This window comes from Enterobacter sp. J49 (assembly GCF_002148625.1).
GTDB classification, from domain to species: domain Bacteria; phylum Pseudomonadota; class Gammaproteobacteria; order Enterobacterales; family Enterobacteriaceae; genus Enterobacter; species Enterobacter ludwigii.
This window is the reverse complement of record NZ_MWPY01000037.1, coordinates 684,840-711,315: the sequence shown is the minus strand read 5'-3', so window position 1 is coordinate 711,315 and position 26,476 is coordinate 684,840. Positions and strand designations below refer to the sequence as shown.

At 52.2% G+C, this 26,476-nt stretch carries 27 protein-coding genes and 1 riboswitch; of the genes, 14 read left to right on the top strand and 13 right to left on the bottom strand.

Annotated elements, in window-relative coordinates; genetic code table 11:
* Positions 1-217: 217 nt before the first annotated feature.
* The 5 genes from manX to mntP all read left to right on the top strand — a co-directional run bounded on the left by manX (position 218) and on the right by mntP (position 4,370).
* Entirely contained in the window at positions 218-1,180 is a 963-nt protein-coding gene (manX, locus tag BJP35_RS21665) for a PTS mannose transporter subunit IIAB (protein ID WP_014170598.1), read from the top strand.
* Positions 1,181-1,227: 47 nt separating this feature from the next.
* Positions 1,228-2,028, top strand: coding sequence for a PTS mannose transporter subunit IIC (manY, locus tag BJP35_RS21660; protein WP_014170599.1), 801 nt, complete (start codon positions 1,228-1,230; stop codon positions 2,026-2,028).
* Positions 2,029-2,040: 12 nt separating this feature from the next.
* Positions 2,041-2,892 (top strand): PTS mannose transporter subunit IID, encoded by an 852-nt coding sequence (locus tag BJP35_RS21655; RefSeq protein WP_006810994.1) that lies wholly within the window; start codon positions 2,041-2,043, stop codon positions 2,890-2,892.
* A 54-nt stretch (positions 2,893-2,946) separates the two neighbouring features.
* Positions 2,947-3,405, top strand: coding sequence for a DUF986 family protein (locus BJP35_RS21650; RefSeq protein ID WP_014170600.1), 459 nt, complete (start codon positions 2,947-2,949; stop codon positions 3,403-3,405).
* Between the two features lie 198 nt (positions 3,406-3,603).
* Positions 3,604-3,793: riboswitch (yybP-ykoY riboswitch) on the top strand.
* 10 nt (positions 3,794-3,803) lie between these two features.
* On the top strand, positions 3,804-4,370 hold the full coding sequence (gene mntP / locus BJP35_RS21645; RefSeq protein WP_014170601.1) for a manganese efflux pump MntP: 567 nt from the start codon (positions 3,804-3,806) through the stop codon (positions 4,368-4,370).
* Here the strand turns inward: mntP and rlmA are convergent.
* The 7 genes from rlmA to mgrB form a co-directional block, all read right to left on the bottom strand.
* Positions 4,367-5,182, bottom strand: a complete 816-nt coding sequence (rlmA, locus tag BJP35_RS21640; RefSeq protein WP_047744834.1) for a 23S rRNA (guanine(745)-N(1))-methyltransferase — start codon at positions 5,180-5,182, stop codon at positions 4,367-4,369. The genes mntP and rlmA overlap by 4 nt on opposite strands.
* 67 nt (positions 5,183-5,249) lie before the next feature.
* Complete coding sequence (gene ftsI, locus BJP35_RS21635) at positions 5,250-6,956, bottom strand: peptidoglycan glycosyltransferase FtsI (protein WP_086463555.1); 1,707 nt, start codon at positions 6,954-6,956, stop codon at positions 5,250-5,252.
* Positions 6,957-7,187: 231 nt separating this feature from the next.
* Complete coding sequence (gene cspE / locus BJP35_RS21630) at positions 7,188-7,397, bottom strand: transcription antiterminator/RNA stability regulator CspE (RefSeq protein ID WP_001062678.1); 210 nt, start codon at positions 7,395-7,397, stop codon at positions 7,188-7,190.
* A 39-nt stretch (positions 7,398-7,436) separates the two neighbouring features.
* Positions 7,437-7,553: a DUF2627 domain-containing protein gene (locus BJP35_RS21625; protein ID WP_032611517.1), complete on the bottom strand. Its 117-nt coding sequence runs from the start codon at positions 7,551-7,553 to the stop codon at positions 7,437-7,439.
* A gap of 525 nt (positions 7,554-8,078) precedes the next feature.
* Complete coding sequence (locus BJP35_RS21620; RefSeq protein WP_047744835.1) at positions 8,079-9,068, bottom strand: MBL fold metallo-hydrolase; 990 nt, start codon at positions 9,066-9,068, stop codon at positions 8,079-8,081.
* Between the two features lie 23 nt (positions 9,069-9,091).
* Positions 9,092-9,382 (bottom strand): YebO family protein, encoded by a 291-nt coding sequence (locus BJP35_RS21615; RefSeq protein ID WP_014170605.1) that lies wholly within the window; start codon positions 9,380-9,382, stop codon positions 9,092-9,094.
* 74 nt (positions 9,383-9,456) lie between these two features.
* Positions 9,457-9,600, bottom strand: coding sequence for a PhoP/PhoQ regulator MgrB (mgrB, locus tag BJP35_RS21610; RefSeq protein ID WP_014170606.1), 144 nt, complete (start codon positions 9,598-9,600; stop codon positions 9,457-9,459).
* 159 nt (positions 9,601-9,759) lie between these two features.
* Here mgrB and BJP35_RS21605 point away from each other — a divergent pair, with 159 nt between their 5' ends.
* The gene (locus tag BJP35_RS21605) at positions 9,760-9,999 is read left to right on the top strand and encodes a YobH family protein (RefSeq protein ID WP_020883418.1); all 240 of its coding nucleotides are present in this window, start codon (positions 9,760-9,762) and stop codon (positions 9,997-9,999) included.
* A gap of 64 nt (positions 10,000-10,063) precedes the next feature.
* Here BJP35_RS21605 and kdgR read toward each other — a convergent pair whose 3' ends face one another.
* Positions 10,064-10,855 (bottom strand): DNA-binding transcriptional regulator KdgR, encoded by a 792-nt coding sequence (kdgR, locus tag BJP35_RS21600; RefSeq protein ID WP_014170608.1) that lies wholly within the window; start codon positions 10,853-10,855, stop codon positions 10,064-10,066.
* A gap of 178 nt (positions 10,856-11,033) precedes the next feature.
* On the opposite strand from kdgR, the gene BJP35_RS21595 reads away from it, so the two are divergent.
* A complete protein-coding gene (locus BJP35_RS21595) occupies positions 11,034-12,407 on the top strand; it encodes an MFS transporter (protein WP_047744836.1) in 1,374 nt (457 codons plus the stop codon).
* A 48-nt stretch (positions 12,408-12,455) separates the two neighbouring features.
* Here the strand turns inward: BJP35_RS21595 and htpX are convergent, their stop codons facing one another.
* The 4 genes from htpX to BJP35_RS21575 form a co-directional block, all read right to left on the bottom strand.
* Positions 12,456-13,337: a protease HtpX gene (gene htpX / locus BJP35_RS21590; protein ID WP_014170610.1), complete on the bottom strand. Its 882-nt coding sequence runs from the start codon at positions 13,335-13,337 to the stop codon at positions 12,456-12,458.
* 193 nt (positions 13,338-13,530) lie between these two features.
* Positions 13,531-15,579, bottom strand: a complete 2,049-nt coding sequence (gene prc / locus BJP35_RS21585) for a carboxy terminal-processing peptidase (RefSeq protein WP_020883416.1) — start codon at positions 15,577-15,579, stop codon at positions 13,531-13,533.
* A gap of 19 nt (positions 15,580-15,598) precedes the next feature.
* A complete protein-coding gene (gene proQ / locus BJP35_RS21580) occupies positions 15,599-16,285 on the bottom strand; it encodes an RNA chaperone ProQ (RefSeq protein ID WP_014170612.1) in 687 nt (228 codons plus the stop codon).
* 96 nt (positions 16,286-16,381) lie between these two features.
* The gene (locus BJP35_RS21575; protein ID WP_014170613.1) at positions 16,382-16,879 is read right to left on the bottom strand and encodes a GAF domain-containing protein; all 498 of its coding nucleotides are present in this window, start codon (positions 16,877-16,879) and stop codon (positions 16,382-16,384) included.
* A 132-nt stretch (positions 16,880-17,011) separates the two neighbouring features.
* Between BJP35_RS21575 and yebS the strand changes: the two genes are divergently transcribed.
* The 4 genes from yebS to BJP35_RS21555 all read left to right on the top strand — a co-directional run bounded on the left by yebS (position 17,012) and on the right by BJP35_RS21555 (position 22,761).
* Positions 17,012-18,295, top strand: coding sequence for a membrane integrity lipid transport subunit YebS (gene yebS, locus BJP35_RS21570; protein WP_047744838.1), 1,284 nt, complete (start codon positions 17,012-17,014; stop codon positions 18,293-18,295).
* The gene (locus BJP35_RS21565) at positions 18,264-20,897 is read left to right on the top strand and encodes a PqiB family protein (protein WP_179193677.1); all 2,634 of its coding nucleotides are present in this window, start codon (positions 18,264-18,266) and stop codon (positions 20,895-20,897) included. Before yebS ends, BJP35_RS21565 begins: the two co-directional genes overlap by 32 nt.
* Positions 20,898-20,973: 76 nt before the next feature.
* Positions 20,974-22,416: a 16S rRNA (cytosine(1407)-C(5))-methyltransferase RsmF gene (gene rsmF / locus BJP35_RS21560; RefSeq protein ID WP_086463553.1), complete on the top strand. Its 1,443-nt coding sequence runs from the start codon at positions 20,974-20,976 to the stop codon at positions 22,414-22,416.
* A 105-nt stretch (positions 22,417-22,521) separates the two neighbouring features.
* Positions 22,522-22,761, top strand: coding sequence for a YebV family protein (locus BJP35_RS21555; protein ID WP_020883412.1), 240 nt, complete (start codon positions 22,522-22,524; stop codon positions 22,759-22,761).
* A 34-nt stretch (positions 22,762-22,795) separates the two neighbouring features.
* Here the strand turns inward: BJP35_RS21555 and pphA are convergent, their stop codons facing one another.
* Positions 22,796-23,440, bottom strand: coding sequence for a protein-serine/threonine phosphatase (gene pphA / locus BJP35_RS21550; RefSeq protein ID WP_020883411.1), 645 nt, complete (start codon positions 23,438-23,440; stop codon positions 22,796-22,798).
* Positions 23,441-23,607: 167 nt separating this feature from the next.
* Here pphA and BJP35_RS21545 point away from each other — a divergent pair, with 167 nt between their 5' ends.
* The 3 genes from BJP35_RS21545 (at position 23,608) to BJP35_RS21535 (ending at position 26,237) form a co-directional block, all read left to right on the top strand.
* Positions 23,608-24,549, top strand: coding sequence for a VirK/YbjX family protein (locus BJP35_RS21545; protein WP_047744840.1), 942 nt, complete (start codon positions 23,608-23,610; stop codon positions 24,547-24,549).
* Positions 24,550-25,101: 552 nt separating this feature from the next.
* Positions 25,102-25,305, top strand: a complete 204-nt coding sequence (locus tag BJP35_RS21540) for a hypothetical protein (RefSeq protein WP_237765318.1) — start codon at positions 25,102-25,104, stop codon at positions 25,303-25,305.
* 65 nt (positions 25,306-25,370) lie between these two features.
* Positions 25,371-26,237, top strand: a complete 867-nt coding sequence (locus tag BJP35_RS21535) for a benzoate transporter (protein ID WP_041162981.1) — start codon at positions 25,371-25,373, stop codon at positions 26,235-26,237.
* The last annotated feature ends 239 nt before the right edge of the window (positions 26,238-26,476 follow it).

The following is a 26,476-nucleotide window of genomic DNA, read 5'->3' as shown; positions in this document are numbered from 1 at the left end:
TCTGTAACACAGCTGCTTTACCTTACAGATAATTCTGTAACCCATAGCTAAATTACGGATCTTCATCACATAAATTATTTTTTCACTATCTAAAATAATTCGCGGAAGTCTTAGTTTTTTAACTCTAACCCTTTTCTGAATCGATTCGGTTGGCCAGATACGATTCACAGTGCGACTGCCTGGCAGGCGTATTAATGATAATAAAAGGAGGTAGCAAGTGACCATTGCTATTGTCATAGGCACACATGGTTGGGCTGCAGAGCAGTTACTCAAAACGGCAGAGATGCTGTTGGGTGAGCAGGAAAACGTCGGCTGGATCGATTTCGTTCCCGGTGAAAACGCTGAAACGCTGATTGAGAAGTACACTGCTCAACTGCAGAAACTGGATACCAGCAAAGGCGTGCTGTTTCTCGTTGATACATGGGGAGGCAGTCCGTTCAATGCTGCCAGCCGCATTGTCGTCGATAAAGAGCATTATGAAGTTGTCGCCGGGGTGAATATCCCCATGTTGGTGGAAACCTTCATGGCACGCGACGACAATCCGAGTTTCGATGAACTGGTCGCTCTGGCAGTTGAAACCGGTCGCGAAGGCGTGAAAGCGCTGAAAGCACAACCGGTTGAGAAGCCTGCTCCAGTGGCCGCGGCGCCAAAAGCCGCAGCCCCGGCGAAGCCCATGGGCCCGAATGATTACATGGTGATCGGCCTTGCCCGTATCGATGACCGTTTAATCCACGGCCAGGTGGCAACGCGCTGGACCAAAGAGACCAACGTTCGACGCATTATTGTCGTCAGCGATGAAGTTGCTGCTGATACCGTACGTAAAACCCTTCTGACACAGGTTGCTCCTCCTGGCGTTACCGCGCACGTGGTGGATGTCGCCAAAATGATCCGCGTTTATAACAACCCGAAATATGCGGGTGAGCGCGTGATGCTGCTGTTCACAAACCCGACAGACGTTGAACGCCTGGTTGAAGGCGGCGTGAAAATTACCTCCGTAAACATTGGTGGTATGGCATTCCGTCAGGGCAAAACGCAGGTCAACAACGCCATTTCAGTCGATGCGAAAGATATCGAGGCATTCAACAAGCTGAATGCACGCGGTATCGAACTGGAAGCCCGTAAGGTTTCCACGGATCAGAAACTGAAAATGATGGATCTGATCGGTAAAGTTGGGAAATAAGCCCGCGCCGGTTTTTCACATAAAGCTTATGTAATAGGAGAAGTACAATGGAGATTACCACTCTTCAGATTGTGCTGGTGTTCATCGTCGCGTGTATTGCGGGTATGGAATCCGTACTTGATGAATTTCAGTTCCACCGCCCTCTGGTGGCCTGTACGTTGATTGGTGCCGTTCTGGGTGATATGAAAACCGGGATCATCATCGGTGGTACCCTGGAAATGATCGCCCTGGGCTGGATGAACATCGGTGCGGCAGTTGCGCCTGATGCCGCGCTGGCGTCCATCATTTCTACGGTTCTGGTTATTGCCGGTCACCAGAGTATCGGTGCAGGTATTGCCCTGGCCATCCCGCTGGCAGCAGCAGGTCAGGTACTGACCATCATCGTGCGTACTATCACCGTGGCTTTCCAGCACGCGGCGGATAAGGCGGCCGAAAATGGCAACCTGACGGCGCTCTCCTGGATCCACGTCTCGTCCCTGTTCCTGCAGGCGATGCGTATCGCGATCCCGGCCGTTATCGTTGCGATCTCCGTCGGTACCAGCGAGGTACAGAGCATGCTGAACGCCATTCCAGAAGTGGTCACCGGCGGTCTGAACATCGCAGGCGGTATGATTGTGGTGGTTGGTTATGCGATGGTTATCAATATGATGCGCGCAGGCTACCTGATGCCGTTCTTCTACCTCGGCTTCGTTACTGCTGCGTTCACCAACTTCAACCTGGTTGCGCTGGGTGTGATTGGTGCAGTGATGGCGATTCTCTACATCCAGCTCAGCCCGAAATATAACCGCGTTGCGGGTGCCCCAGCGCAGGCTGCTGGTAATAACGATCTCGATAACGAACTGGACTAGCAGGTGAGCGAAATGGTTGATATGACAAAAACTACCACCGAGAAAAAACTCACTCCGGGTGATATTCGTGGCGTGTTCATCCGTTCTAACCTGTTTCAGGGTTCATGGAACTTCGAACGTATGCAGGCGCTGGGCTTCTGTTTCTCCATGGTACCGGCTATCAAACGCCTGTATCCGGAAAACAACGAAGCGCGCCGTCAGGCGATTAAGCGTCACCTGGAATTCTTTAACACCCATCCTTATGTGGCGGCTCCGGTTCTGGGCGTGACGTTGGCGATGGAAGAGCAGCGTGCAAACGGCGCAGAGATTGACGATGGTGCCATCAACGGTATCAAAGTCGGTCTGATGGGTCCGCTGGCAGGCGTCGGTGACCCGATCTTCTGGGGTACCGTGCGTCCGGTCTTCGCGGCGCTGGGTGCCGGTATCGCCATGAGCGGAAGCCTGCTTGGGCCACTGCTGTTCTTCATCCTGTTCAATGCGGTGCGTCTGCTGACCCGTTACTACGGTGTGGCTTACGGTTACCGTAAAGGGGTGGACATCGTTAAGGATATGGGCGGCGGCTTCCTGCAGAAACTGACTGAGGGGGCGTCAATCCTCGGCCTGTTTGTCATGGGGGCACTGGTTAACAAGTGGACGCACGTGAACATCCCGCTGGTGGTGTCTACCATCACCGGTCAGGATGGTCAGACCCGTGTTACCACCGTGCAGACGATTCTGGACCAGCTGATGCCGGGTCTGGTACCGCTGCTGCTGACCTTCGCCTGTATGTGGCTGCTGCGTAAGAAAGTTAACCCGCTGTGGATCATTGTTGGCTTCTTCGTCATCGGTATCGCGGGCTACGCTGTCGGTCTGCTGGGCCTGTAAGACATCATGTAATACGCCGGGGGCTTGCCCCCGGTTTTTTTATCTGGAGGATGAATGACTGTCACGGACATCGTACTGGTTTTGTTTATTGTGGCCCTTCTGGCATATGCGATCTATGACGAGTTCATCATGCCCCGCCGCCACGGCGAAACGCTGCTCTCCCTGCCCCTTCTGCGACGCGGCCGCGTGGATGCGTTTATCTTCGCCGGTCTCATCGTCATTCTAATTTACAACAACGTGACCGGTCATGGTGCAATATTAACCACATGGTTATTATGTGCGCTGGCATTAATGGCGATTTATCTGTTCTGGATCCGTGTTCCGAAAATCATTTTTAAAAGCCGCGGGTTTTTCTTTGCCAATGTATGGATAGAATATAACCGTATTAAAGAGATGAATTTATCGGAAGACGGTGTACTGGTGATGCAATTAGAACAACGCCGGCTGCTTATTCGGGTCAAGAATATTGATGACCTGGAAAGAATATACAAACTTATGCTTAAAACTCAGTAAGTTAACTACATAGCTTTGGCTATATTCTGCGTTTATTTTGCGCACCTGATATAGCCAAAGCTATATTCCATTCTGTCATTTATCTTATATTTATTAACGTTATTTTCACGCATAAATCTAAATGAAAATCGTTATCAACACCTTGACGAAATAATGCCGTTTCATTGTTGTTTTATATTCTCAAAATATGTTAAGGTTGCGCCCGTCGTTGGGGAGTAGCTGATTTCCTGTTCGCAGGAAATGTACGTGTCAACATACTCGTTGAAAAACGTGGCACGTACGGACCGTTTGCCGCACAGATTTGTGCAAGGCGGTCAGGCGAGACCATAGATACATCAACTGCTGTTTACTGGGGGCAGTGATGTGTCATATGGATATCTCCCGGTCTGGACGCTTTAATGAATATCTCCGCAACCCTTCTTCTTGCTTTCGGTATGTCCATGGACGCTTTTGCCGCTTCCATCGGTAAAGGTGCCTCGCTGCACAAACCCAAATTCTCTGAAGCGCTACGCACAGGCCTTATCTTTGGTGCTATCGAAACGCTGACACCTCTCATCGGCTGGGGTCTTGGTATGCTGGCAAGCCAGTTCATACTGGAGTGGAACCACTGGATCGCTTTCGTGCTGCTCGTATTTCTGGGGGGGCGAATGGTGATTGAAGGTTTTCGTGGCAATGGCGATGAGGAAGACGAGCCGCAGCACCGCCACGGTTTCTGGCTGCTGGTGACCACTGCCATCGCCACCAGTCTCGACGCCATGGCCGTCGGTGTGGGCCTGGCATTCCTGCAGGTCAATATTATTGCGACCGCGCTGGCCATTGGTTGTGCCACGCTGATTATGTCGACGCTGGGAATGATGGTTGGCCGGTTTATTGGCCCCCTGCTGGGCAAACGCGCCGAGATCCTGGGCGGTATCGTGCTGATTGGCATTGGTGCCCAGATCCTCTGGGCACACTTCGCCGGTTAATCTTCGCGCTGCCAGCAGTGGATACTGAAATCCGTCTGGCAGCGAAACGTTGTTTGCTTTGCTAAGGTTTCCCACACGTTCGGTTTCGCCCGCCATGCAAACGGCGTCATCTGCAACAACGCTACAGCTTCTTCCCCTGCCAGGTTCATCTCGTAGGCCAGCGTCTGCTCCTGCTTCAGCGTAAAGCCCGCCAGTTGCTCAGAATGTGGCGCATGCAGCCGAACCTCATCATAGATAAGCCCTTTAAGCTCCATCAGATGTCGGGGGCCTGGCGTGACGGTAATGACCCATCCGCCCGGTTTGATAACGCGTGCCAGCTCCTGCGCCTTACAGGGCGCATAGATGCGGATAACCGCATCCATGCTGGCATCGTCAAACGGCAGTCGGTGGCTCGATGCCACGCAGAACGTCACGCTGGAGTAGCGTTTTGCCGCCGCGCGGATAGCCACTTTGGAAACATCCAGACCAAATGTCTGCGCGCCCTTCTCTTGTGCAACCTCAGCAAACCGCGCGGTGTAATACCCTTCCCCGCAGCCAATATCCAGCACGCCTGCTGCACTGTCAGTCAGATTATCTTCCAGCAATTGCGCGACGGCCTCTCTGAGTGGCTGATAGTGCCCGGCGTCGAGAAATGCCCGACGTGCCTGCATCATCTCAGCACTGTCACCCGGATCGCGCGAGCGCTTATGCTGCACCGGCAGAAGATTCACGTAGCCTTCTTTCGCCATATCAAACTGATGTCCCTGCGGACAGGCATAACTTTTTTCTGATCGCGTCAGACGCGCGTGGCAAAGGGGACAACTGAAGGACATGGCAGCTCCGGGGCGTAAATCAAAGGGCGAAGTGTACCGCTATTCGCCCCGGTATAAAACGCCTGGGTTAACGCATGACGATAAGGTGCGAGGAATCAGGCGCCAGACCATCGGGTTTGACGTTCTCAAGACGCAATACGTTACCCATAATCTCGCTGAATACCGGTGCGGAGACGGCGCCGCCATAGTACGCCCCGTTTTGAGGATCGTTAATCACGACCACCAGCGCAAAACGCGGATCGCTGGCAGGCGCGACGCCCGCGGTATAGGCAACGTATTTATCGACATATTTGCCGCTATCATCGATTTTCTTCGCCGTACCGGTTTTCACCGCCACACGGTAATCACGCACCGCAGCCTTAACGCCGCCCCCGCCCGGCAGCGCAACGCTCTCCATCATATGCTCGACCTGATGAGCAATCTCTTCCGGCATGACTCTGTGCCCGATAACGGGTGGATCGATACGGGTAATTGAGAGGGGCCGTTCCAGCCCGAAGCCGCCGATGGTGGCATAGACGTGCGCCAGCTGGAGGGGGGTGACCATCAGACCATAGCCAAAGGCGAAGGTCGCCCTGTCGAGCTGGCTCCAGTATTTACGCTGGGGTAACAGACCGGCGCTCTCGCCGGTTAAGCCAAGCCCGGTGTTTGTACCAAAACCAAAGTTCCGGTAGGTATCAATCAGGTGCTGAACAGGCATCGCCAGCGAGAGGCGCGATACGCCGGTGTCGCTCGATTTTTGCAGGATCCCGGTCATCGAGAGTTCAGGGTAGTAACCCACGTCCCGAATACGGTGCCCGTCAAGCATATACGGATGGGTGTCAATGACGCTGTCAGGCTGCACCAGCCCCTGTTGCAATGCCGTCATCAGCACAAGCGGCTTCACGGTTGAACCTGGCTCGAACGTATCGCTGATGGCACGGTTACGAAAATCGTCTATTGTCGCGCCCTGGCGGTTATTGGGGTTGAAATCCGGATAGCTCGCCATCGCGAGGATTTCACCGGTGGGGATATTAATGAGCACTGATGCCCCCGACTCCGCCTTGTTCCAGGCCACTGCGTTATCTAGCGCATCTTCGGTGATGGTTTGCAGGCGCTCATCAATACTGAGCTGAATATTGTGCGCAGGCACCGGTGCGACTTCCGTCAGATTCTCCACCACGCGACCGTAACGGTCTTCCCTGACCTGGCGGACGCCCGGCTTGCCTGTTAGCTGGGTGTTGAAACTTTTCTCTACCCCCTCAATACCCTGACCGTCAATATTGGTGAAACCAATCAGGTTTGCCGCCACATGCCCGGCAGGATAAAAACGGCGTGATTCATCGCGTAAATTGATACCCGGCAAATTCAGCTTATCGATCCATTTTGCCTGAGCAGGATCCACCTGCCGGGCAAGGTAGATGAACCTCCCCTGTGGATTCGCGTTAATCCGTGATGACAGGGTGTTCAGGGAAAGATGTAACGCATTCGCCAGCGCCTGCCAGCGATCGTCAAAGCCCACGCCCCCTTTTGCCAGCACCGTTTTTGGGTCGGCCCACACGGCCCTGACCGGGACACTGACCGCCAGCGGCCGGCCTTCACGATCCATGATCATTCCGCGGGGAGCATCAATCGGCAGTTCGCGTAGCGATCGCATATCCTCCTGCTTGACCAGGTTGTCAGGTTTAATAATTTGCAGCCAGGCAACGCGGCCCAGCAAAAACACCAGACTGCAAAAAATGGCTAAACAGAGCAGCGCAAAACGCGCCGGCGTGAAATTGCCGGCGGTCGTTATCATTTTCTTCTTCACCTGAACCCCAAGGCTGTTAAACAACGCCCTGATTTAACGGGAAAAGACGGCCGGAGGGAGGGAAAACAGTGCTACTAACCTCGTAGCTTTGCAACAAGTTACTAACAACAGCGGGGATGGTAATATTTTGAAAGATAAGGCACATAAAAAAGCCCCGCTATATGCGAGGCTTTATGTCTGAGAGTGAAGTACTACGTGCTTCAGTCAGCAGTGGTTCGATCAGATAGCAGTTACGTTAACTGCAGCTGGGCCTTTCTGGCCGTCCTGAATTTCGAACTCAACGTTCTGGCCTTCAGCCAGAGTTTTGAAGCCGTTACCCTGGATTGCAGAGAAGTGTACGAACACGTCTTTGCTGCCGTCAGCAGGAGTAATGAAACCAAAACCTTTAGACTCGTTGAACCACTTAACTTGACCTTTAATCTTTGCCATTTGCAAAATTCCTTAGAGTGTTTTCTTAGCCCGCAGGCATTACTGAGATAAAACTGAGACATTACTGCATGAGGCACTAATATAAGGTTCGGCAGAGAAGCGGTATTCAACGACAACGTGTTTACTCAGGACTTCTTTACTGAAAATGCCACACATAAACAGAACTGTACCTCGTTTGACCCAAAACGTGTTATCACACACTATGTTTAATATGGCAAGCCATTTTTAAACATGTCTCGATCCGCCGCACAAATTCGAACTGTGCCGGTATGCTTTTGCACAATTATGCGCATGACATATGGACAGCCCTGCTCACTTACACAGACTCGCCGTTGCTTTCACAACCGCTGTTATCTAAGACTTTTTTAACATAGCTCAATCATTCCAGTGCGTCCAGCAACCCGCTAAGAAAAACCCTTACATTGATTGAGTTAGAACAATTTGTGAAAACTTATGCTTAAATCATTGTAACGCCCCTGTATTGTTACAGTGGAAATACAATGTTAATCCTTCACGCTAAACTGTATTAAAAAGCACCAGCTAATAAAGAATGTTATGCACCAAAATAATGAAATTTTTATGACTCTGCATCAAAACAAGGCAAGCAAAACGTTTCGATAAAAATAAAACATTCTTTAGACCTTAGACATACAGAATATATGCAACAATCCAGCGCTTCGTTTATAAGGATAAATATTCACCAATTTTCAGTATCCTGAAGGAATTATTAACCGGTGCTAAATTATCGAGGACTGCAGTTAACTCTCGCACGGGGTCATCAAGCGATTCATCAGCCAGTTCAAACACGCCCCAATGAATGGGAAACGCCAGTGGGCATCCCAACTGTTGCCACAACGCAACGGCAGATTGCGGATCCATATGATGTACGGCCATGAACCACCGTGGTGCATAAGCGCCAACGGGCAACGCCGCGGCGTCAATTTTACCCAGCCTTTCCGGTATCCGCAGCAGTTCAGGTGAACAGCCCGTGTCGCCGCTAAACCAGAAACGATGATGTCGCCCTTCAAACACCCAGCCACACCACAGGGAGCGATTGCGGTTCCAGAGCGTGCGCATACTCCAGTGCTGCGCCGGTACGGCGGACAGCGTTATCCCCTGCCAGGTGAAACTCTGCCACCAGTCGAGCTCAACAATGCGTCTTGCCCCCCGGCGGCGAAACCAGACTGCCAGACCTAGGGGAACAAACAGAGTGACGTCGGGGAAGCGTTTAAGGATCCGGCGAATGGTCGCGTCATCCAAATGATCGTAATGATTATGGGAGATAACCACTGCATCGAGCTGCTGGAGCTGTTCGACAGACAGAGCGGGAGGCGTTCTACGTTGTGGTCCGAGGAAAGGTAAGGGAGAGGCGCGGCGAGAAAAAACGGGGTCGGTCAGCAGGGTGTTGCCATCAATGTGCAACAACAGGCTTGCGTGTCCGAGCCACCATACCCCATTTTCCTGCGGCTGCTTAAGCGTTGCCGGCTGCCACCACTGGCGGATAAAGTCCTCATATCCGTTTGCCGGGGGGCGGGGTAAGCCAGCTTCTTTGCGCGCTTTTCGCCAGCGATCAACGTCACCGGGCTGATGCCCGACGGGGTCAGTATTACGAAAACCGTTCGGCGTGTGATGTTTCAGGGAGGGGTCATACCAGGGATTTTTCCAGACCACAGCCACCTCCCGGATAAGACAAATTAACGCTCAGCCACCAGGCGGATAAAGTCATCCTGCTCAGTGTTGTCTTCAGCAACCGCGTCTTTCGCCGACTCTTTCTCTTCTGGTTCGTTAGCCTCGCACAGACGACGTAACAGCGCATTCTGACGTTTTTGTTGGTCAAGCAGCGCTTCCAGCAGTTCGATCTGCTCGTTTGTACGGGAACTGGCACGGTTTACGAAAAACCAAATGACAAGCCCCACCAGCAGAACAACCAACGAGATCATCAGGGATGCCATATTTAGCAGCCCTGAATTCAGTAACTCACCCATTTCACCACCTCAATAAAAACGTCTATCTTACCACTGGTGCGAAGGAAGGAAATCACCTTGAGAAAAAATGCGTGTTACCACGGAATAAACTTATTGATTGCGCAAACGCCGCTAAAAAACTGTACATCCTGATCGCACATCACATTGATAGTCTGCGTCCACAACACCACACAGGCTACCAGCACAATAATCAGAATCACCCAGCGTATTTTTTTCACTCCACACTCCGTCTAAAGGCCCGATATAACCAGGTTATCACGGCTATCTTAAACAAGGACTAACTGTACCGCCATCTGGTCGTTTTCAGAATCATGCACTTGTTTCATAGAGTAAACCGTTTAGGCTTACTGCATGACAACAAAGATAAAGAGGCAATGATGCATTTAATCATTCGTACAATTATTGCACTGGCCGTAGTATGGGTTGGCCTTCTGTTAACCGGCTATGGCGTGCTTGTGGGAAGCACCGAAAACGCCGCTGGATTAGGTATTCAATGCAAATACATGACCGCGCAGGGCATGAGCACGGCACAATATATTCATTCAGACAGCGGGATCATTGGTTTAACCAACTGCCCGGTTCTGCGTAAAACATCCGTCGTCATTGATAACGGCTAATCACCCCGATTGATACTGATAAAAAACGCCGCACTGTGTGCGGCGTTTTTTGTGCCTGTAAGGATCAGAACGGGTAGTCGTTATAGCCCATTTGTTCAGAAATCTTGCGTGCGGCTGTATGGAGAATCGCCACATACTCATGCAGACGTTCTTCAGAAAAGCGCAGGGTCGGGAAAGAGATACTCAGCCCGGCAATGACAACGCCAAAGCGGTCAAATACCGGCACACCGATACAGCGCAACCCTTCTTCCTGCTCTTCGTTATCTTCGCCATACCCCTGCTCACGTACTTTATCGAGCACGGCCAATAACTCGTCAGTGCTGGTAATAGTGCGTTCAGTACTGCGCTTATATTCCACGCCTTCGAGGATCTGCTTCACTTCTTCGCGATCGCGCCACGCCAGTAGCACTTTGCCAATCGCGGTACTGTAAAGCGGATTACGACGACCGATGCGTGAATACATGCGCAGGTTGTACATGGAGTCGATTTTATGGATGTAGACAATGCTGTCTTCATCCAGTGCCCCCAGGTGGATAGTCTCTTTGGTCAGGCGAGAGATCTCACGCATCTGGATATCTGCGCTGCGGATCAAATCCACGTTTTGCAGCGCACGGGCCCCGAGCTCGAACAGTTTCAGCGTCAGAGAATACTTTTCAGACTCGCCTTCCTGTGCGACGTAACCCAGTGACTTCATGGTTTGCAAAAAGCGATAAACGGTGCTTTTCGACATCATCACACGCTGCGACAACTCTGTAATACCAATTTCACGCTCTTCTCCGAGCGCCTGTAAGATGCCAAACACCTTCAGCACGGAAGAAACAGAATCTGGCTGTTTATCCAAATCTGCAATTGCCATTTACCACCTCATAGAGAGTGTTTTATAAAAATCAGAACCGGTTTTTATTATAAATTCCCGTCATGTTACCTGCAATCGATCCTCGTTTACTTCGTTACAAATCTGCGACATAAAACTGAAATAACGATGCTAAAATAGTTACCCTGAGAATAATTTCACACTGAGCTTTTCATCCCTAATGGAAAAAAACCTGTCCGATGGCCTGCCTTTGCCCCAGCGGTATGGCGCTATCGCCACGATTGTTATCGGTATTTCAATGGCCGTCCTTGACGGTGCAATCGCTAACGTTGCCCTGCCAACCATTGCCAGCGACCTGCATGCCTCCCCTGCCAGTTCTATATGGATAGTCAATGCCTACCAGATAGCGATCGTGGTTTCACTGCTCTCGTTCTCTTTCCTGGGCGATATGTTCGGTTACCGACGGGTGTATCAATGCGGCCTGCTGGTATTCACCTTTACTTCCCTTTTCTGTGCCCTTTCTGATTCGCTGCATACTCTGACGCTTGCGCGCATAGCGCAGGGTTTTGGGGGGGCGGCACTGATGAGCGTCAACACGGCGTTGATCCGCTTAATCTATCCGCAGCGTCATCTGGGACGCGGTATGGGGATAAACTCGTTTATTGTCGCCGTCTCGTCTGCGGCCGGGCCAACCCTTGCGGCGGCCATACTCTCTGTCGCGTCCTGGCAGTGGTTATTCGCCATTAACGTACCGCTGGGTATTGTGGCCCTCTTCTTTGCTCTGCACTATCTTCCCGCGAACGGTCCCAAAAGCACGATGCCACGCTTTGACCTTATCAGCGCAGTGATGAATGCCCTGACCTTTGGCCTGCTGATTACTGCCCTGAGCGGCTTTGCACAAGGTCAGTCCCTTTTACTTACCGCCGCGGAGCTCATTGCGTTGCTGGTGATTGGCTTCTTCTTTGTACGCCGCCAGCTCGCGCTCCCTGTCCCTTTATTGCCTGTCGACCTGCTGCGTATTCCTCTTTTTTCTCTCTCGATTTGTACTTCTGTTTGCTCATTCTGCGCTCAGATGCTGGCCCTGGTCTCTCTGCCCTTCTTCCTGCAAAGTGTGGTGGGACGTACTGAAGTCGAGACCGGACTGCTGTTAACGCCGTGGCCACTGGCGACGATGGTAATGGCGCCGCTGGCAGGGTATTTGATTGAGCGCGTCCACGCCGGATTGCTTGGCGCGCTGGGGCTTGCCGTCATGGCCACGGGGCTGTTCGCACTCGCACTACTCCCCTCATCACCCACCGATCTGGATATCATCTGGCGCATGATCCTGTGCGGTGCAGGGTTCGGTCTGTTCCAGTCGCCTAACAACCACACCATCATCACCTCAGCGCCGCGCCATCGCAGCGGTGGTGCCAGCGGTATGTTGGGCACCGCACGTCTGCTGGGACAAAGCACCGGCGCGGCCCTGGTCGCGCTGATGTTTAATCTTGCCGGGCAAAATGGCAACCACATTGCACTTTTCACCGCAGGCGCCCTTGCCACCCTCGCCGCCATCATCAGCGGGCTGCGCATTACCCAGCCCAGAGTACAGGCATAAAAAAAGCCGGGCGGATATCTCCAGCCCGGCTCATTGCTCTTCTTAGCGTTACTTCAGGTATTCACCACTGCGCAGCGCTTCGATACGTTTATCCAGCGGCGGGTGACTCATAAACAGCTCGCTCAGCGATTTTGATTTACCGTTAATGCAGAATGCCATAATGCTGGTCGCTTCCTGCGGTTCATAGCTGGTTTTCAGACGCTGCAGCGCGGCAATCATTTTCTCACGACCAACCAGTTTCGCCGAGCCGGCATCCGCATGGAACTCACGGTGACGGGAGAACCACATGGTGATGATGCTGGCCAGAATACCGAATACCAGCTCCAGTACCGTCGCAACCGCGAAGTAGATCAACGGGTTGCCGTTGCTCTCTTCCCCTTCATCGCGGTTCCCGCCCATAAAGCCTGCCGCGATCTGCGCCAGAATACGGGAGATGAAGATAACAAAGGTGTTCACTACGCCCTGGATCAGGGTCATGGTGACCATGTCGCCGTTCGCGATATGGCTGATTTCGTGAGCGATAACCGCTTCGGCTTCGTCACGGCTCATGTTCTGCAACAACCCGGTGCTGACGGCAACCAGCGACGCATCACGACGGGCACCTGTGGCAAAGGCGTTAATATCTGGCGCGTGGTAAATGGCCACCTGCGGCATGGCGATACCCGCCTGCTGCGATTGCTGAGCCACGGTATTCATCAGCCACTGTTCCATATCGTTACGCGGTTGCTCAATGACTTCACCACCTACCGATTTCAGTGCCATCCATTTCGACATCAGGAGTGAAACGAATGAGCCACCAAAACCAAACAGCAGCGCCATAATCAACAGACCCTGAACGCTGCTCGACTGAATTCCTGTCAGGCTTAGCACGAGCCCGAAAACCACCATCACCGCAAGGTTGGTGAGCAGGAAGAGCGCGATTCGCATCATAATTTTCTTTTAACCTCAGTTTAACAAAGCGCACTATGCGATTACCCACATCGTATGGGTATTACGGCTATTTTCAAGCATCCATCGGGCGTAAGTCACCAGAAAGACACAACTTTACACAATTGGAAATTTGCCTGACGGGAGAATGCGGAACAAAAAGAAACAGGCACAATTTCTTGTGCCTGCTGGGGGATTATTTTGCCGGTGCGGGTTGCACGGCGGGCTTCGCCTTTTCCTGATTCGCCAGGTCAAGAGCGATATGCACCGTCTCGTCGAGGTAAGGATCCGGCTCCTGGTAATCTTTTGGCAGATCGTCCAGTTTCTTGAGCAGAGGCTTACCTTCACGCTTGAAGCGATCGTTGATACGCGCCAGACGCGTTGCATCATCTTCGTTGTTCTCTTTCTCACGCTGAGCGTAGTTGAGAGAAACAATATTCCGCTTATCTTTCAGGGCATTGAAACGAGCAATGTCCTTCATGATGTACTGGAATTCCGGATCTTTGGCGATGCGATCGTTGTGCGCTTTCAGCAGTTCAGGACCAAACTGCGTCATATCACCCGCTTTCACGTAGGTCGCGGCGTTAATGCTATCCCACGGCAATGCGTTATCTTCAAACTTCTCGCCGGTTTCAGTCTCTTCCGTGCCTGTCGGCATCATGATATCCGGCGTCACGCCTTTACGCTGCGTACTGCCACCGTTCACACGATAGAATTTCTGAATGGTGTACTGAACCGAACCCAGTGCAGGCCATTCCGGACGCAGCATCTGATCGTAGATACGATTCAGAGAACGATACTGCTGTACGGTACCTTTACCAAATGTCGGCTCACCGACAATCAGCGCACGGCCATAGTCCTGCATAGCGGCGGCAAAGATTTCAGACGCGGAAGCACTGAAGCGATCGACCAAGACCACCAGCGGGCCTTTGTAGTAGACCACACCATCATTGTCGGCATCTTCACGTACTTTACCGTTGTTATCGCGCACCTGAACCACCGGACCAGACGGGATAAACAGCCCGGACAGTGAAACCGCTTCGGTCAGCGCCCCACCACCGTTGCTGCGCAAGTCGATGATGACGCTGCTCACGTTCTGCTTTTCAAGCTTCTGCAGCTGGACTTTTACATCATCAGTCAGCCCAACGTAGAAGCCCGGGATATCCAGAACACCCACCTTCTCTTTACCCACGGTCTTCACCGACATTTTCACCGCGCGGTCTTCCAGGCGGATACGCTCACGCGTCAGGGTAACGATACGGGTTTTGGTGCCTTTACCGGCTGGCAGAATTTCAAGGCGAACTTTGCTGCCTTTCGGGCCTTTGATCAGCGCAACCACATCATCCAGACGCCAGCCGATCACATCGACCATGTTCTGTCCGGTTTGACCCACACCAACAATGCGATCGCCTACGCTTATCGCTTTGCTTTTCGACGCCGGGCCACCGGCGACCATTGAGTTGATCACGGTGTAATCATCGTCCATCTGCAGCACCGCACCGATACCTTCCAGAGACAGGCTCATTTCGGTATTAAACTGTTCGGTATTGCGAGGCGAGAGATAATTGGTATGTGGATCGATTTCGTGAGCGAAAGCGGTCATCGCCAGTGAGAAAACATCTTCACTGTTGGTCTGAGCCAGACGACGAATAGCGAATTTGTAACGACGCGTCAGCGTGTCACGGATCTCTTTTTCATCTTTGCCGGTCAGCTTCAGGCTCAGCTCGTCGTATTTTACTTTTCCATCCCACAGCGCATTCAGCTCGGCTTCGTCTTTCGGCCAGGGCGCTTTGCTGCGGTCCAGATTAAAGGTGTCGTTGCCGGTGAAGTCCATCGGACGTTCCAGCACTTTCAGCGCATACTGATAGCGTTCAAAGCGGCGCTTTTGCGACAGGTTATAGAGATCGTAGAACAGATCCAGCTTGCCTGAACGCAACTCGTCACCCACCCCGGATTTACGCTTAGCGAACTGCTCGACATCGCTGGCGAGCAGTACGTTATGGCTGTAATCCAGCAAGTTCAGATAGCGGTCAAAGATTTTGGCCGAAAAGGCCTGATCGAGATCGAACTGACGATAGTGCGAACGAGTGAAGCGTGAGGTCACACGCTCGCTCACCGTCGCGTGCTGCGTCTCTTCCTTGAGGACCGGAATTTGATCAACACGCGTGATATCGTCCACTGCGAAAGCATGGCCCGTTATAGCAAACAGGCCCGCCAACGCGGTGAGCTTAAAAAAAGTGTTCATGCCAGGCTTGGCCTCCGTTTCAGAACAACAAGTGTTCTGCGCGTACAATCATTGACATACCAGAAGTCAGCTGTACACGAACGCCATCTTTGGTGATTTCCAGTACGGTGGCGTCCATTGCATTGTTACCCGCTTTCACCTTCAGTGCCTGACCCACGCTCAGGGCGTTAATGTCAGAAACCGGCGTATGGCGCGGCTCTTCACGAGGCGCGCGCGGGGCTTTAGCTGCTGGTTTGTCAGCACGCGGTTTGCGATCGTTATTATCGTTACGACGCGGCGCTGGGCGTGGTTTACGCTCACGACGAGGCGCTTCTTCCTGGCCGTTTGCCGCTGCGGCTTCGCGTTTTTTCGCTTGCTGTTCTGCACGTTGTGCCTGAACGCGTGCTTTGGCTTCTTCCAGCTGTTTACGTGCGTGCTCAACGTGCTGCTCGTCCAGCTCACCACAAGGGTTGCCGTCAAGATCAACACGCGTCGCACCCGCTTTGATACCGTACAGGTAACGCCAGCTCGAAGTATAAAGACGTAAGGCGGAACGAAGCTGAGTTTTGCTGAGGTTCATTTCCCCCTCAACGCGTGCCACCAGATCCTGAAAAATACCGACTTTCAGGGGACGAGCTTCACCTTCAGCACTGAAGCACTGTGGGAAACGCTCGGCCAGAAATGCGATAACTTCTTTACTGCTATTCAACTTAGGTTGATTTTCCATGAAATTTCCTGATTACAACGGACGTTGCCAACAAGCGCAGGCATGAACAGGCGTCATTATAATGACGCTATCAGTAAATGCTACGTTATCCGTTGATTATCCTGCTACGCTCGCAAAGAATTTTTGATAATCGGTTGCGGCGAGAACGTTTTCGAGGTTCGCCACCAGCTCGCGCAGCCCTTGTTCGTCCTCGGTTGTGAAGCGACTGAAGACCGTGCTGTCGATATCCAGAACGCCAATAATCTGATTTTTTACCACCAGAGGCAGAACGATTTCAGAATTACTGGCTGCGTCACAGGCAATGTGTCCGTCAAACGCATGGACGTCTTCGACGCGCTGTACCTGATTAGTCGCGACCGCTGTACCACAAACGCCGCGTCCTACGGGAATACGCACGCAGGCAATTTTCCCCTGGAACGGGCCAAGCACCAGCGTTTCACCTTCCAGAAGGTAAAAGCCGGCCCAGTTAACGTCTGATAGCCGTTCAAACAGCAATGCGCTAGTATTTGCCAGAGTGGCTAAGAAGCTGGTCTCACCCGCCATCAATGCCTTAAAATCGCGGTTAAGATCCGCGTAGAATTCTGTTTTGTTCATTATTCAATCACTTAGTTGTCTTACAAAATTACCGCATAGCCTATTAAAATAAGCATTAAATGCGCTCATGCTCAAGATGAATCCGTTCATGAGTTAATATAACGTTCAACAATACTTATTTGTGCGCAGCTGATGGCCTTAAAAACAACCAAAATTACGCCGACAAAAAAGATAACTGTCCATACGGTAAGCGAAGCTTTGCCTCGTGCACATTATCAGCGTTGCCCGCAGTGCGATACGCTTTTTATGTTGCCGAAGATGAAATCGCATGAAAGTGCTTTTTGCCCCCGCTGCGACGCTAAAATTCGCGACGGCCGCGACTGGTCGCTGACCCGTCTCGCCGCGATGGCCATCACCATGCTGCTTCTTATGCCGTTTGCCTGGGGCGAACCGTTGCTGAAGCTGTACCTGCTTGGTGTGCGTATTGATGCCAACGTACTGCAGGGGATCTGGCAGATGACGCGCCAGGGCGACCCGCTCACTGCCGCCATGGTGCTTTTCTGTACGGTCGGCGCGCCGCTGGTGCTGGTCGCCGCCATTGCCTATCTTTGGTTTGGTAACATTCTGGGGATGAATCTCCGCCCCGTGTTGCTGATGCTGGACAAACTGAAAGAGTGGGTCATGCTGGATATCTACCTGGTGGGCGTCGGCGTGGCGTCCATAAAAGTGCAGGACTATGCGTTCTTGCAGCCCGGGGTCGGACTCTTTGCATTTATTTGCCTCGTCTTGCTCAGCATCCTCACACTCATTCATCTGAACGTCGAACAGCTCTGGGAGCGCTTTTACCCTCAGCGCCCGGCCACGCGACCGGATGAAAGTCTCCGGGTCTGTCTGGGGTGTCACTATACTGGCTTGCCCGACCCACGTGGCCGTTGCCCGCGGTGTCATATTCCCCTGAGACTGCGGCGCAACAACAGTCTGCAAAAATGCTGGGCCGCGCTGATTGCCTCGCTGGTCTTTTTGATCCCGGCCAATATGCTGCCGATTTCCATCATTTACGTGAATGGTGGGCGCCAGGAGGATACCATCCTCTCCGGGATCATCTCCCTCGCCCACAGCAACGTGGGGGTGGCGGCAATTGTGTTTATCGCCAGTATTCTGGTGCCGTTTACCAAAGTGGTGGTGATGTTTACCCTGCTCCTGAGTATTCACCTCAAATGTGAGCAAGGTTTACGTACCCGAATTCTGCTTTTGCGATTCGTCACCTGGATTGGCCGCTGGTCGATGTTGGATCTGTTCGTGATTTCGTTGATGATGTCGCTGATCAATCGCGACCAGTTATTGGCTTTTACAATGGGACCCGCAGCTTTTTATTTCGGCTCCGCGGTGATATTGACTATTCTTGCTGTGGAATGGCTGGATAGCCGCTTACTTTGGGATGCACATGAGTCAGGAAACGCCCGCTTCGCCGACTGAAGCGAGAATTAAAACAAAACGCCGCATTTCTCCATTCTGGTTGCTGCCTGTCATCGCCCTGATGATTGCAGGCTGGCTTATCTGGACGAGCTATGAAGATCGCGGAAGCACCATCACCATTGACTTCCAGTCTGCCGACGGCATTGTGGCCGGGCGAACCCCTGTCCGCTTCCAGGGGGTTGAGGTAGGTACCGTTCAGGACATCAGCCTGGGAAAAGGGCTGAATAAAATTCAGGTCCGCGCCAGCATTAAGTCCGATATGCAGGATGCGCTGCGCAGCGAAACGCAGTTCTGGCTGGTAACGCCTAAGGCCTCTCTGGCGGGTGTTTCAGGGCTGGATGCACTGGTTGGCGGTAACTACATCGGCATGATGCCGGGTAAAGGTGAACCGCAGGATCACTTTGTTGCGCTGGATACCCAACCAAAATACCGACTGAATAACGGCGATCTGATGATCCATCTGCAGGCACCGGATTTGGGTTCCCTCAACAGTGGCTCACTGGTTTATTACCGTAAAATTCCGGTAGGTCGCGTTTATGATTACGCCATCAACCCGAATAAACAGGGCGTGACGATTGATGTGTTAATCGATCGCCGCTTCACTAACCTGGTGAAAAAAGGCAGCCGTTTCTGGAACGTCTCCGGCGTGGATGCTGACCTCAGCCTGAGCGGTGCCAAAGTGAAGCTCGAGAGCCTGGCCGCACTGGTCAACGGCGCCGTTGCCTTCGACTCTCCGGAAAACTCCAGCCCGGCCACGGCAGATGATACCTTCGGATTGTATGCTGACCTGGCGCACAGCCAGCGCGGCGTGATCGTCAAACTCGCCCTGCCCGATGCTAAAGGGCTGAAAGCGGGTTCCACACCGCTTATGTATCAGGGATTGCAGGTTGGGCAGCTCACCAAAATGACGCTCAATCCAGGCGGTTCCGTGACCGGTGAGATGACCGTCGACCCGAGCGTAGTTGATCTCCTGCGTGAAAAAACGCGTATCGAGATGCGCAGCCCAAAACTGTCTCTGAACGATACCAGCCTGAGCAATCTTCTGACCGGCAATACGTTTGAACTGATCCCCGGTGAAGGTCAACCCAGCAACAGTTTCGTTGTTGCGCCAGCAGATAAAGCGCTGCTGCAAAAACCGGGCGTCGTAACGGTGAAACTGACCGCGCCTGAAAGTTACGGTATCGAAGCCGGCCAGCCTCTGATTCTGCATGGCGTCCAGGTGGGCCAGGTGCTGGAGCGTACGCTCTCTGAAAACGGCGTGAGCTTCTCGGTGGCTATCGATCCGCAATACAGCGACCTCGTGCATGGCGACAGTAAATTTGTGGTGAACAGCCGCGTCGACGTGAAGGTTGGCCTCGACGGCGTCGAGTTCCTCGGTGCCAGCGCCAGCGAATGGGTTAACGGCGGGATCCGCATTTTACCGGGCAATAAAGGCCCGGTGCGCGACAGTTATCCGCTGTATGCCAACCTGGACAAAGCGATTGAAAACAGCATGAGCGATCTCCCAACCACGACACTGACGCTAAGCGCCGAGACGCTTCCTGATGTCCAGGCTGGCTCCGTTGTGCTGTACCGTAAGTTTGAGGTCGGGGAAGTGATTGCCGTACGCCCTCATGCGGACGCGTTTGATATCGAACTGCATATCAAACCGGAGTATCGCAAGTTGCTGACCCCGAATAGCGTGTTCTGGGCCGAAGGTGGTGCGAAAGTGCAGCTTAACGGTAACGGGCTGACCGTGCAGGCCTCCCCGCTTTCACGTGCGCTGCGCGGAGCGATCAGCTTCGATAACCTCAGCGGTGCGGGTGCAAACCTGCGTAAAGGCGATAAGCGTATTCTCTTCCCGTCTGAAACCGCTGCCCGTGCCGTTGGCGGACAGATTACCCTGCATGCTTTTGATGCAGGGAAGCTGGCGGAAGGGATGCCTATCCGTTATCTGGGTATTGATATCGGGCAGATCCAGAAGCTGACGCTTATCACCGCGCGTAACGAGGTGCAGGCCACCGCCGTGCTCTACCCGGAATATGTTCAAACCTTCGCCCGCTCAGGCTCCCGCTTCTCGGTGGTGACGCCACAGATTTCGGCCGCTGGCGTTGAGCACCTCGACACTATCCTGCAGCCTTATATCAACGTCGAACCCGGTAAGGGGAATGCTCGCCGTGACTTTGAACTGCAGGAAGCCACGATCACTGACTCTCGCTATCTGGATGGCCTGAGCATTGTGGTGGAAGTGCCGGAAGCAGGCTCGCTGAACATCGGCACACCGGTGCTGTTCCGTGGGATTGAAGTGGGTACAGTGACGGGCCTGACGCTCGGTACGCTCTCTGACCGCGTGATGGTGGCATTACGCATCAGCGATCGTTACCAGCACCTGGTGCGTAATAACTCGGTGTTCTGGCTGGCCTCCGGCTATTCACTGGACTTCGGTCTGACGGGAGGGGTGGTGAAAACCGGCACCTTCAACCAGTTCATTCGTGGCGGTATTGCTTTCTCTACACCACCGGGGACGCCGCTGGCGCCGAAAGCGCAACCGGGCAAACACTTCCTGCTGCTCGAAAGCGAGCCGAAAGAGTGGCGTGAATGGGGCACTGCCCTGCCGCGTTAATCTCAGGGCTCCGGTGTCAACGCACCGGAGCCTTTATGTTACACTGCGCCCCTGAACTTTTCCCTGTGGTGTGCACGTGGCTCAAAACTCCGTATTTCTTCCTGAACAATTCCTGGCGCAGATGCGCGAGGCGCTTCCTTCTCACCTCTCGTTAGACGATTTTATCGCCGCCTGTCAGCGGCCGTTGCGCCGGAGTATTCGCGTCAACACGCTGAAAATAAGCGTCGCCGATTTTCTGGCGCTGGTCTCGCCGTATAACTGGCAACTGACGCCAGTACCGTGGTGTGCAGAGGGTTTTTGGATTGAACGGGATGACGAAGCGTCGTTGCCATTGGGCAGTACCGCAGAACATCTGAGTGGTCTGTTTTATATCCAGGAAGCCAGCTCGATGCTGCCGGTTGCCGCCCTGTTTACGGATGAAAATGCGCCAGAACGCGTCATGGATGTCGCTGCCGCGCCGGGCTCCAAAACCACGCAGATTGCCGCCAGGATGGGGAATCGCGGGGCCATTCTCGCCAACGAGTTTTCAGCCAGTCGCGTTAAAGTTCTGCACGCTAACATCAGCCGCTGCGGGATCCATAACGTTGCCCTGACGCACTTCGATGGCCGCGTATTTGGCGCAGCCCTGCCAGAAGCGTTTGATGCCATCCTGCTGGACGCGCCCTGCTCCGGCGAAGGGGTGGTGCGTAAAGATCCTGATGCGTTAAAAAACTGGTCTGTGGAGAGTAACCTTGAGATTGCCGCCACCCAGCGCGAGCTGATCGACAGCGCCTTCCATGCCCTGCGTCCCGGTGGCACATTGGTTTATTCGACCTGCACCTTAAACCGTGACGAGAACGAGGACGTCTGTCTGTGGCTCAAGGCGCAATACCCTGATGCCGTCGAGTTCCTGCCGTTAAACGGCTTGTTCGCTTCAGCCAATGAAGCCGTCACGCCTGAAGGATTTCTGCACGTTTTCCCCCAGATTTATGACTGCGAAGGTTTTTTTGTCGCACGGTTGCGTAAAACGCAGGCGGTTGAGCCACTGCCAGCCCCGACGTTTAAGGTCGGCAATTTCCCCTTCGCCCCCATGAAAAGGCGTGAGGCGGAGCAAGTCACTACCGCCGCCGCTAAGGTCGGGCTTGCCTGGGATGACACATGCCATCTTTGGATTCGCGATAAAGAGATTTGGCTTTTCCCGGCAAATATTGAGCCGCTTATCGGCAAGGTACGTTTTTCCCGCATCGGGATCCGCCTCGCGGAAGTGCACAATAAAGGCTATCGCTGGCAGCATGAGGCGGTTATCGCCCTCGCCGGCAGCGAGAATACGTTCGCCCTGACGCACCAGGAAGCCGAAGAGTGGTACCGGGGCCGTGATGTATATCCGGACAACACGCCATCGCATGATGAAGTGGTGGTGACCTATCAGGGTTATCCGTTAGGGCTGGCGAAAAAGGTAGGCTCACGACTGAAAAACAGCTATCCGCGAGAGCTGGTTCGTGATGGGCGATTGTTTACCGGTAACGATCGCACCGGCTGAAAAAAGCGCATTTTTTTACTGGCGATTTTGCTCTCCTTGTCTACGATCAAAAATGGATGCCCATACTGGTCATACCAGATTTTGATAACACACCCGGAGAGCAATATGACGAAAACCAGCGTGCGTATTGGCGCTTTCGAAATCGACGACGCAGAATTGCGCGGCGAAGCACAGGGCGAACGAACGTTAAGTATTCCCTGCAAATCCGATCCGGATTTGTGCATGCAACTGGATGCCTGGGATGCCGATACCAGCGTACCGGCAATACTTGATGGCGAACACTCAGTCCTTTACCGTGAGCATTACGATAGTCAATCCGATGCCTGGGTCATGCGTCTTGCCTGACCTAAAGAGAACCCGCCCGAAGGCGGGTTATTTATTACTGAAGCTGCGCCAGCGTAAAGTAACCATCGAAAACGGCGCCAGTATCAATGTAGTGCAGGTTATTAAAATCATACCGCCGGTCAAGTGGCGTATGTCCGAACCAGAAATGGTCCGCACCGCCGATCCCCTGCCCTTTCCCGACCATAAACCCCATCAGCCGGTCGCGATCCCATAGTACGTGCTGGGCGCTTACGGGTTTTTGCCAGCGGTATTCCGCAGCGGGATAGTCAGCGTGAGCAATCACATTCAAACCGTTTGCACAGGTTATCTCGATAATGTGCGGCAGTTCCCGACACGCATTAAGTAACGTCAGCGCCAGCTGCTGCTGTGTGTGCTCAAGGCGGGTAAACCAAATTCCGCCATTCATTGTCCAGAGTGCAAAATCATTATTATCAAGGCTGTCGATAGCCATTTGTTCATGGTTGCCCCGCACTGCACGAAACCATTTTTCATTCATGAGCTGTAAACATTTAATACTGTCAGGGCCACGATCAATTACATCCCCTACGGAAATAAGCAAATCCTCATAAGGATTAAAATGCCGGCGTTTCAGTTCATCCATGAGCCACTGATAACAACCATGTATGTCGCTGACAACCCAGACGTGCCGCCACTTCCCACCATCGATTCGCTGATACATAAAACCTCCTTGCTTAAGTATAGACGCAGCAGAAATTGCAGCTGACACGCGCAGCATTCACAAAGCCAAACGAACGGTAAACCAAATGGAAATAAAGATCCGCGCGCTATTAATCCCTTTTTGCTGACTCTTTAGAATAAGGCATGAATTAAACGAGAGGTCTTAACGTGTCTAATATGCACCTGCACAACGATGTGTTCTATCCGCATCGCACAAATATCATTTCCGAGCTGGTGAAAGGAAAACGCGTTCCGGGTCCAATCTGGCAGAAGCGCGAGTATCGTCTGAAGTTCCTGCTGCGCTCGCTCCTGTTCTGGTCTTCCACCCATCGCGTGCTGGAAACGCTCTCAGGACGTGATGATTTTGACCGTCTGCTGGCCTCTCAAATTACCTTACCGAGTAAAACCCATCGGCAGTATCTGATGCGTGGCCTGACGGCCGGCGATCGGGCTGACGCTATCATCAGCCATTATCACTGGGTCGATAGCCTGAAAAATATCACCCTCGCCAACGCGCTGACCAGCCCGCAAGAGCAGACGATAGTGCAATTTCAGGCAAAAAACGACGCGACGTATACCGTGAGTGCCTCCTCTGCCGGCAAAGCCGAGCGGGAAGGTGAAAGCACGCTGTGGCTGCGCGACAGCGAGAATACCGTGCTAGCAAGCCTGACGTTTAGCGTCGCCCGCAGCAACGGGCAGCGAGTGCTGGTGATTGGTGGGCTTCAGGGGCCACGTCGCAACGTCTCGCATGACGCCATTAAACTGGCGACCCGCGCCTGCCATGGCCTATTTCCAAAACGCTTGCTGATGGAAGTTGTTTTCCAGCTGGCCGCACATTCATCCGTCCGGGCGATTTTTGCTGTCGGTGATGAGGGGCACGTTTTCCGCGCACTGCGTTACCGCCTGAGCAAAGGCCGTCATTTCCATGCCAGCTATGACGAATTCTGGGCGAGTCTGGACGGTAAGAAAATCTCCCCCTTCTGCTGGCAACTGCCGTTACAGATGGAGCGTAAATCCCTGGAAGATATCGCCAGTAAAAAACGGGCGGAATATCGCCGTCGCTTTGAACTGCTTGACTGCATTGAGGCTGAGGTGAAATCACGCTTTTAAGCGCGCTGAGAGCTTTCTTCAACTCTGCATAAAAATTTAACAAAACCGGCAAAAAGGGCATGCCGTTTTGCCGGGCGATTGATGTCGATTCGGTCGAAGGGTTTTTTTTTATAGGTAAAAAGTGATCCTTGAGGTTACGTCCGGCCAGAACAGACGATCTGTGGGATAAAATTGACCTTCCTCCCAGTTCATTTGCCCCGCTTTTCAATGTGATTTACTCTCCACTCTGCCGCTGTTGCAAAGATATTTTGCAATAGCGGACTGAACATTAAGCCCGTTTCTGTTTTGGTTCGTTGATGAAAAACCCTGAAGGGACTACCGTTGTATGAAAAGCGTGCCCTCTTGCCACGGGGTCTCACCTCCCGAAAGGTAGTACAATCATCGTCACAGAGATGCTGTTGCTATTCATTACTGAGGTGTCTAAACTTTGCTGATATTTCGTTAGGATACGATTATAATTGCATACTGATTTACGAATGCAATTGCTGTCTCCACCCTAATTTTCTTATATTTAGATACCAACTATGTCCGTTCGGCTTTTACAGGTGTGTTATGCCTCTGATTGAAAACTATGCCTCACCTACGCCGGAAGACCTTGCTCTACTCAAGTCATCGCTCGGTCTTACGGGTACCCAAATGGCAAAGTTTGCCGGGCTTGCAGGAAGCAATCACTGGCGAAAATACACCGGTGGTGAGTTACCTCGCGTAATGGGGATGCACATGATGTTTTTTGGCCGCTCATTTAGTTTTAAATGAAAACGAATTAAATAAAGTGACAGGAAAAATGCGCGATATCGGTGCAAAAGATTAAGGACTTGATGATGATTTATGATTGTTTTTTATATTATGATGAAGATATGTTGTTAGACATCCGTCTACACACACTCTCGGATGTCGTTGACAAATTCGTTATTGTTGAATCAACATATACTTTTACCGGGAAACCAAAGAAACTCAATTTCGACATCGAGAAGTTCACGTGTTTCGCCGATAAAATCATTTATGTTGTAAACGATACGGACCCAACAAAAATCCCAGGTGCAAAATATACCACTGATAAGGAAGTTGATCCCTGGGCTGTAGAATCGCACCACCGCAATAGCATTATGCAAGGGCTTGTAAACGCACAGCCTGACGATATCATTCTTGTTTCTGATGTAGACGAAATTTTTGATCCCGCAGTGATCGACAGGATTAACCCACGCCATCTGTGCACGACTATCCATCAAAATTTTTATAATTATCAGTTCAATATGCAAGTATTTAATACTAATGGTACTCCCCGAAAATGCACGTTACCGAGAGCAACAACATATAAAAATTTATTAAATTATTTTGATGGTGAACCTGAATCTTTCAGGAATATAAAGCATGCCCGTAAAAATAAAAATTGGTCGTGGTTTAAATGGAACTTTTTTAAATTAAAGAATAAAACTATCGATAATGGTGGCTGGCATTTCTCGTGGGTAATGTCCCCTGAACGCATTTCTGAGAAGATGGCGACTATTTCTCATCAGGAATACAACACTCCTGATTTCAATAATCCAGAACACATTATGAAAGTACTCAAAAATGCAGAAGATATTTGGGGAAGAGACAGGAAGCTAATTAGGCAGGCGCTAGAAAAACCCGTATTCCCAGCCTATCTCGTTGACAATAAAGATAAGTTTAAAGACTTTATCCTTTAATCACGTCATATCTTTCCAGCAAACATAACGGGGTGTTGTGGTTATATCAACATTGATGCCATGCCCCCTCTCCTTTCCCGGTTGTCCTTAACGTAGTCTTTCCCGGATAAAAAATATAGCACCGCAACAGTTGACGGTTAATGGCCGCGCATATGTGTGCTACACCTCTCCGTTACCCCAGTTCCTGTAAGCAAATTTGCAAGCGTTCTTCCATGATTGCCATTGTCCCGACATACACT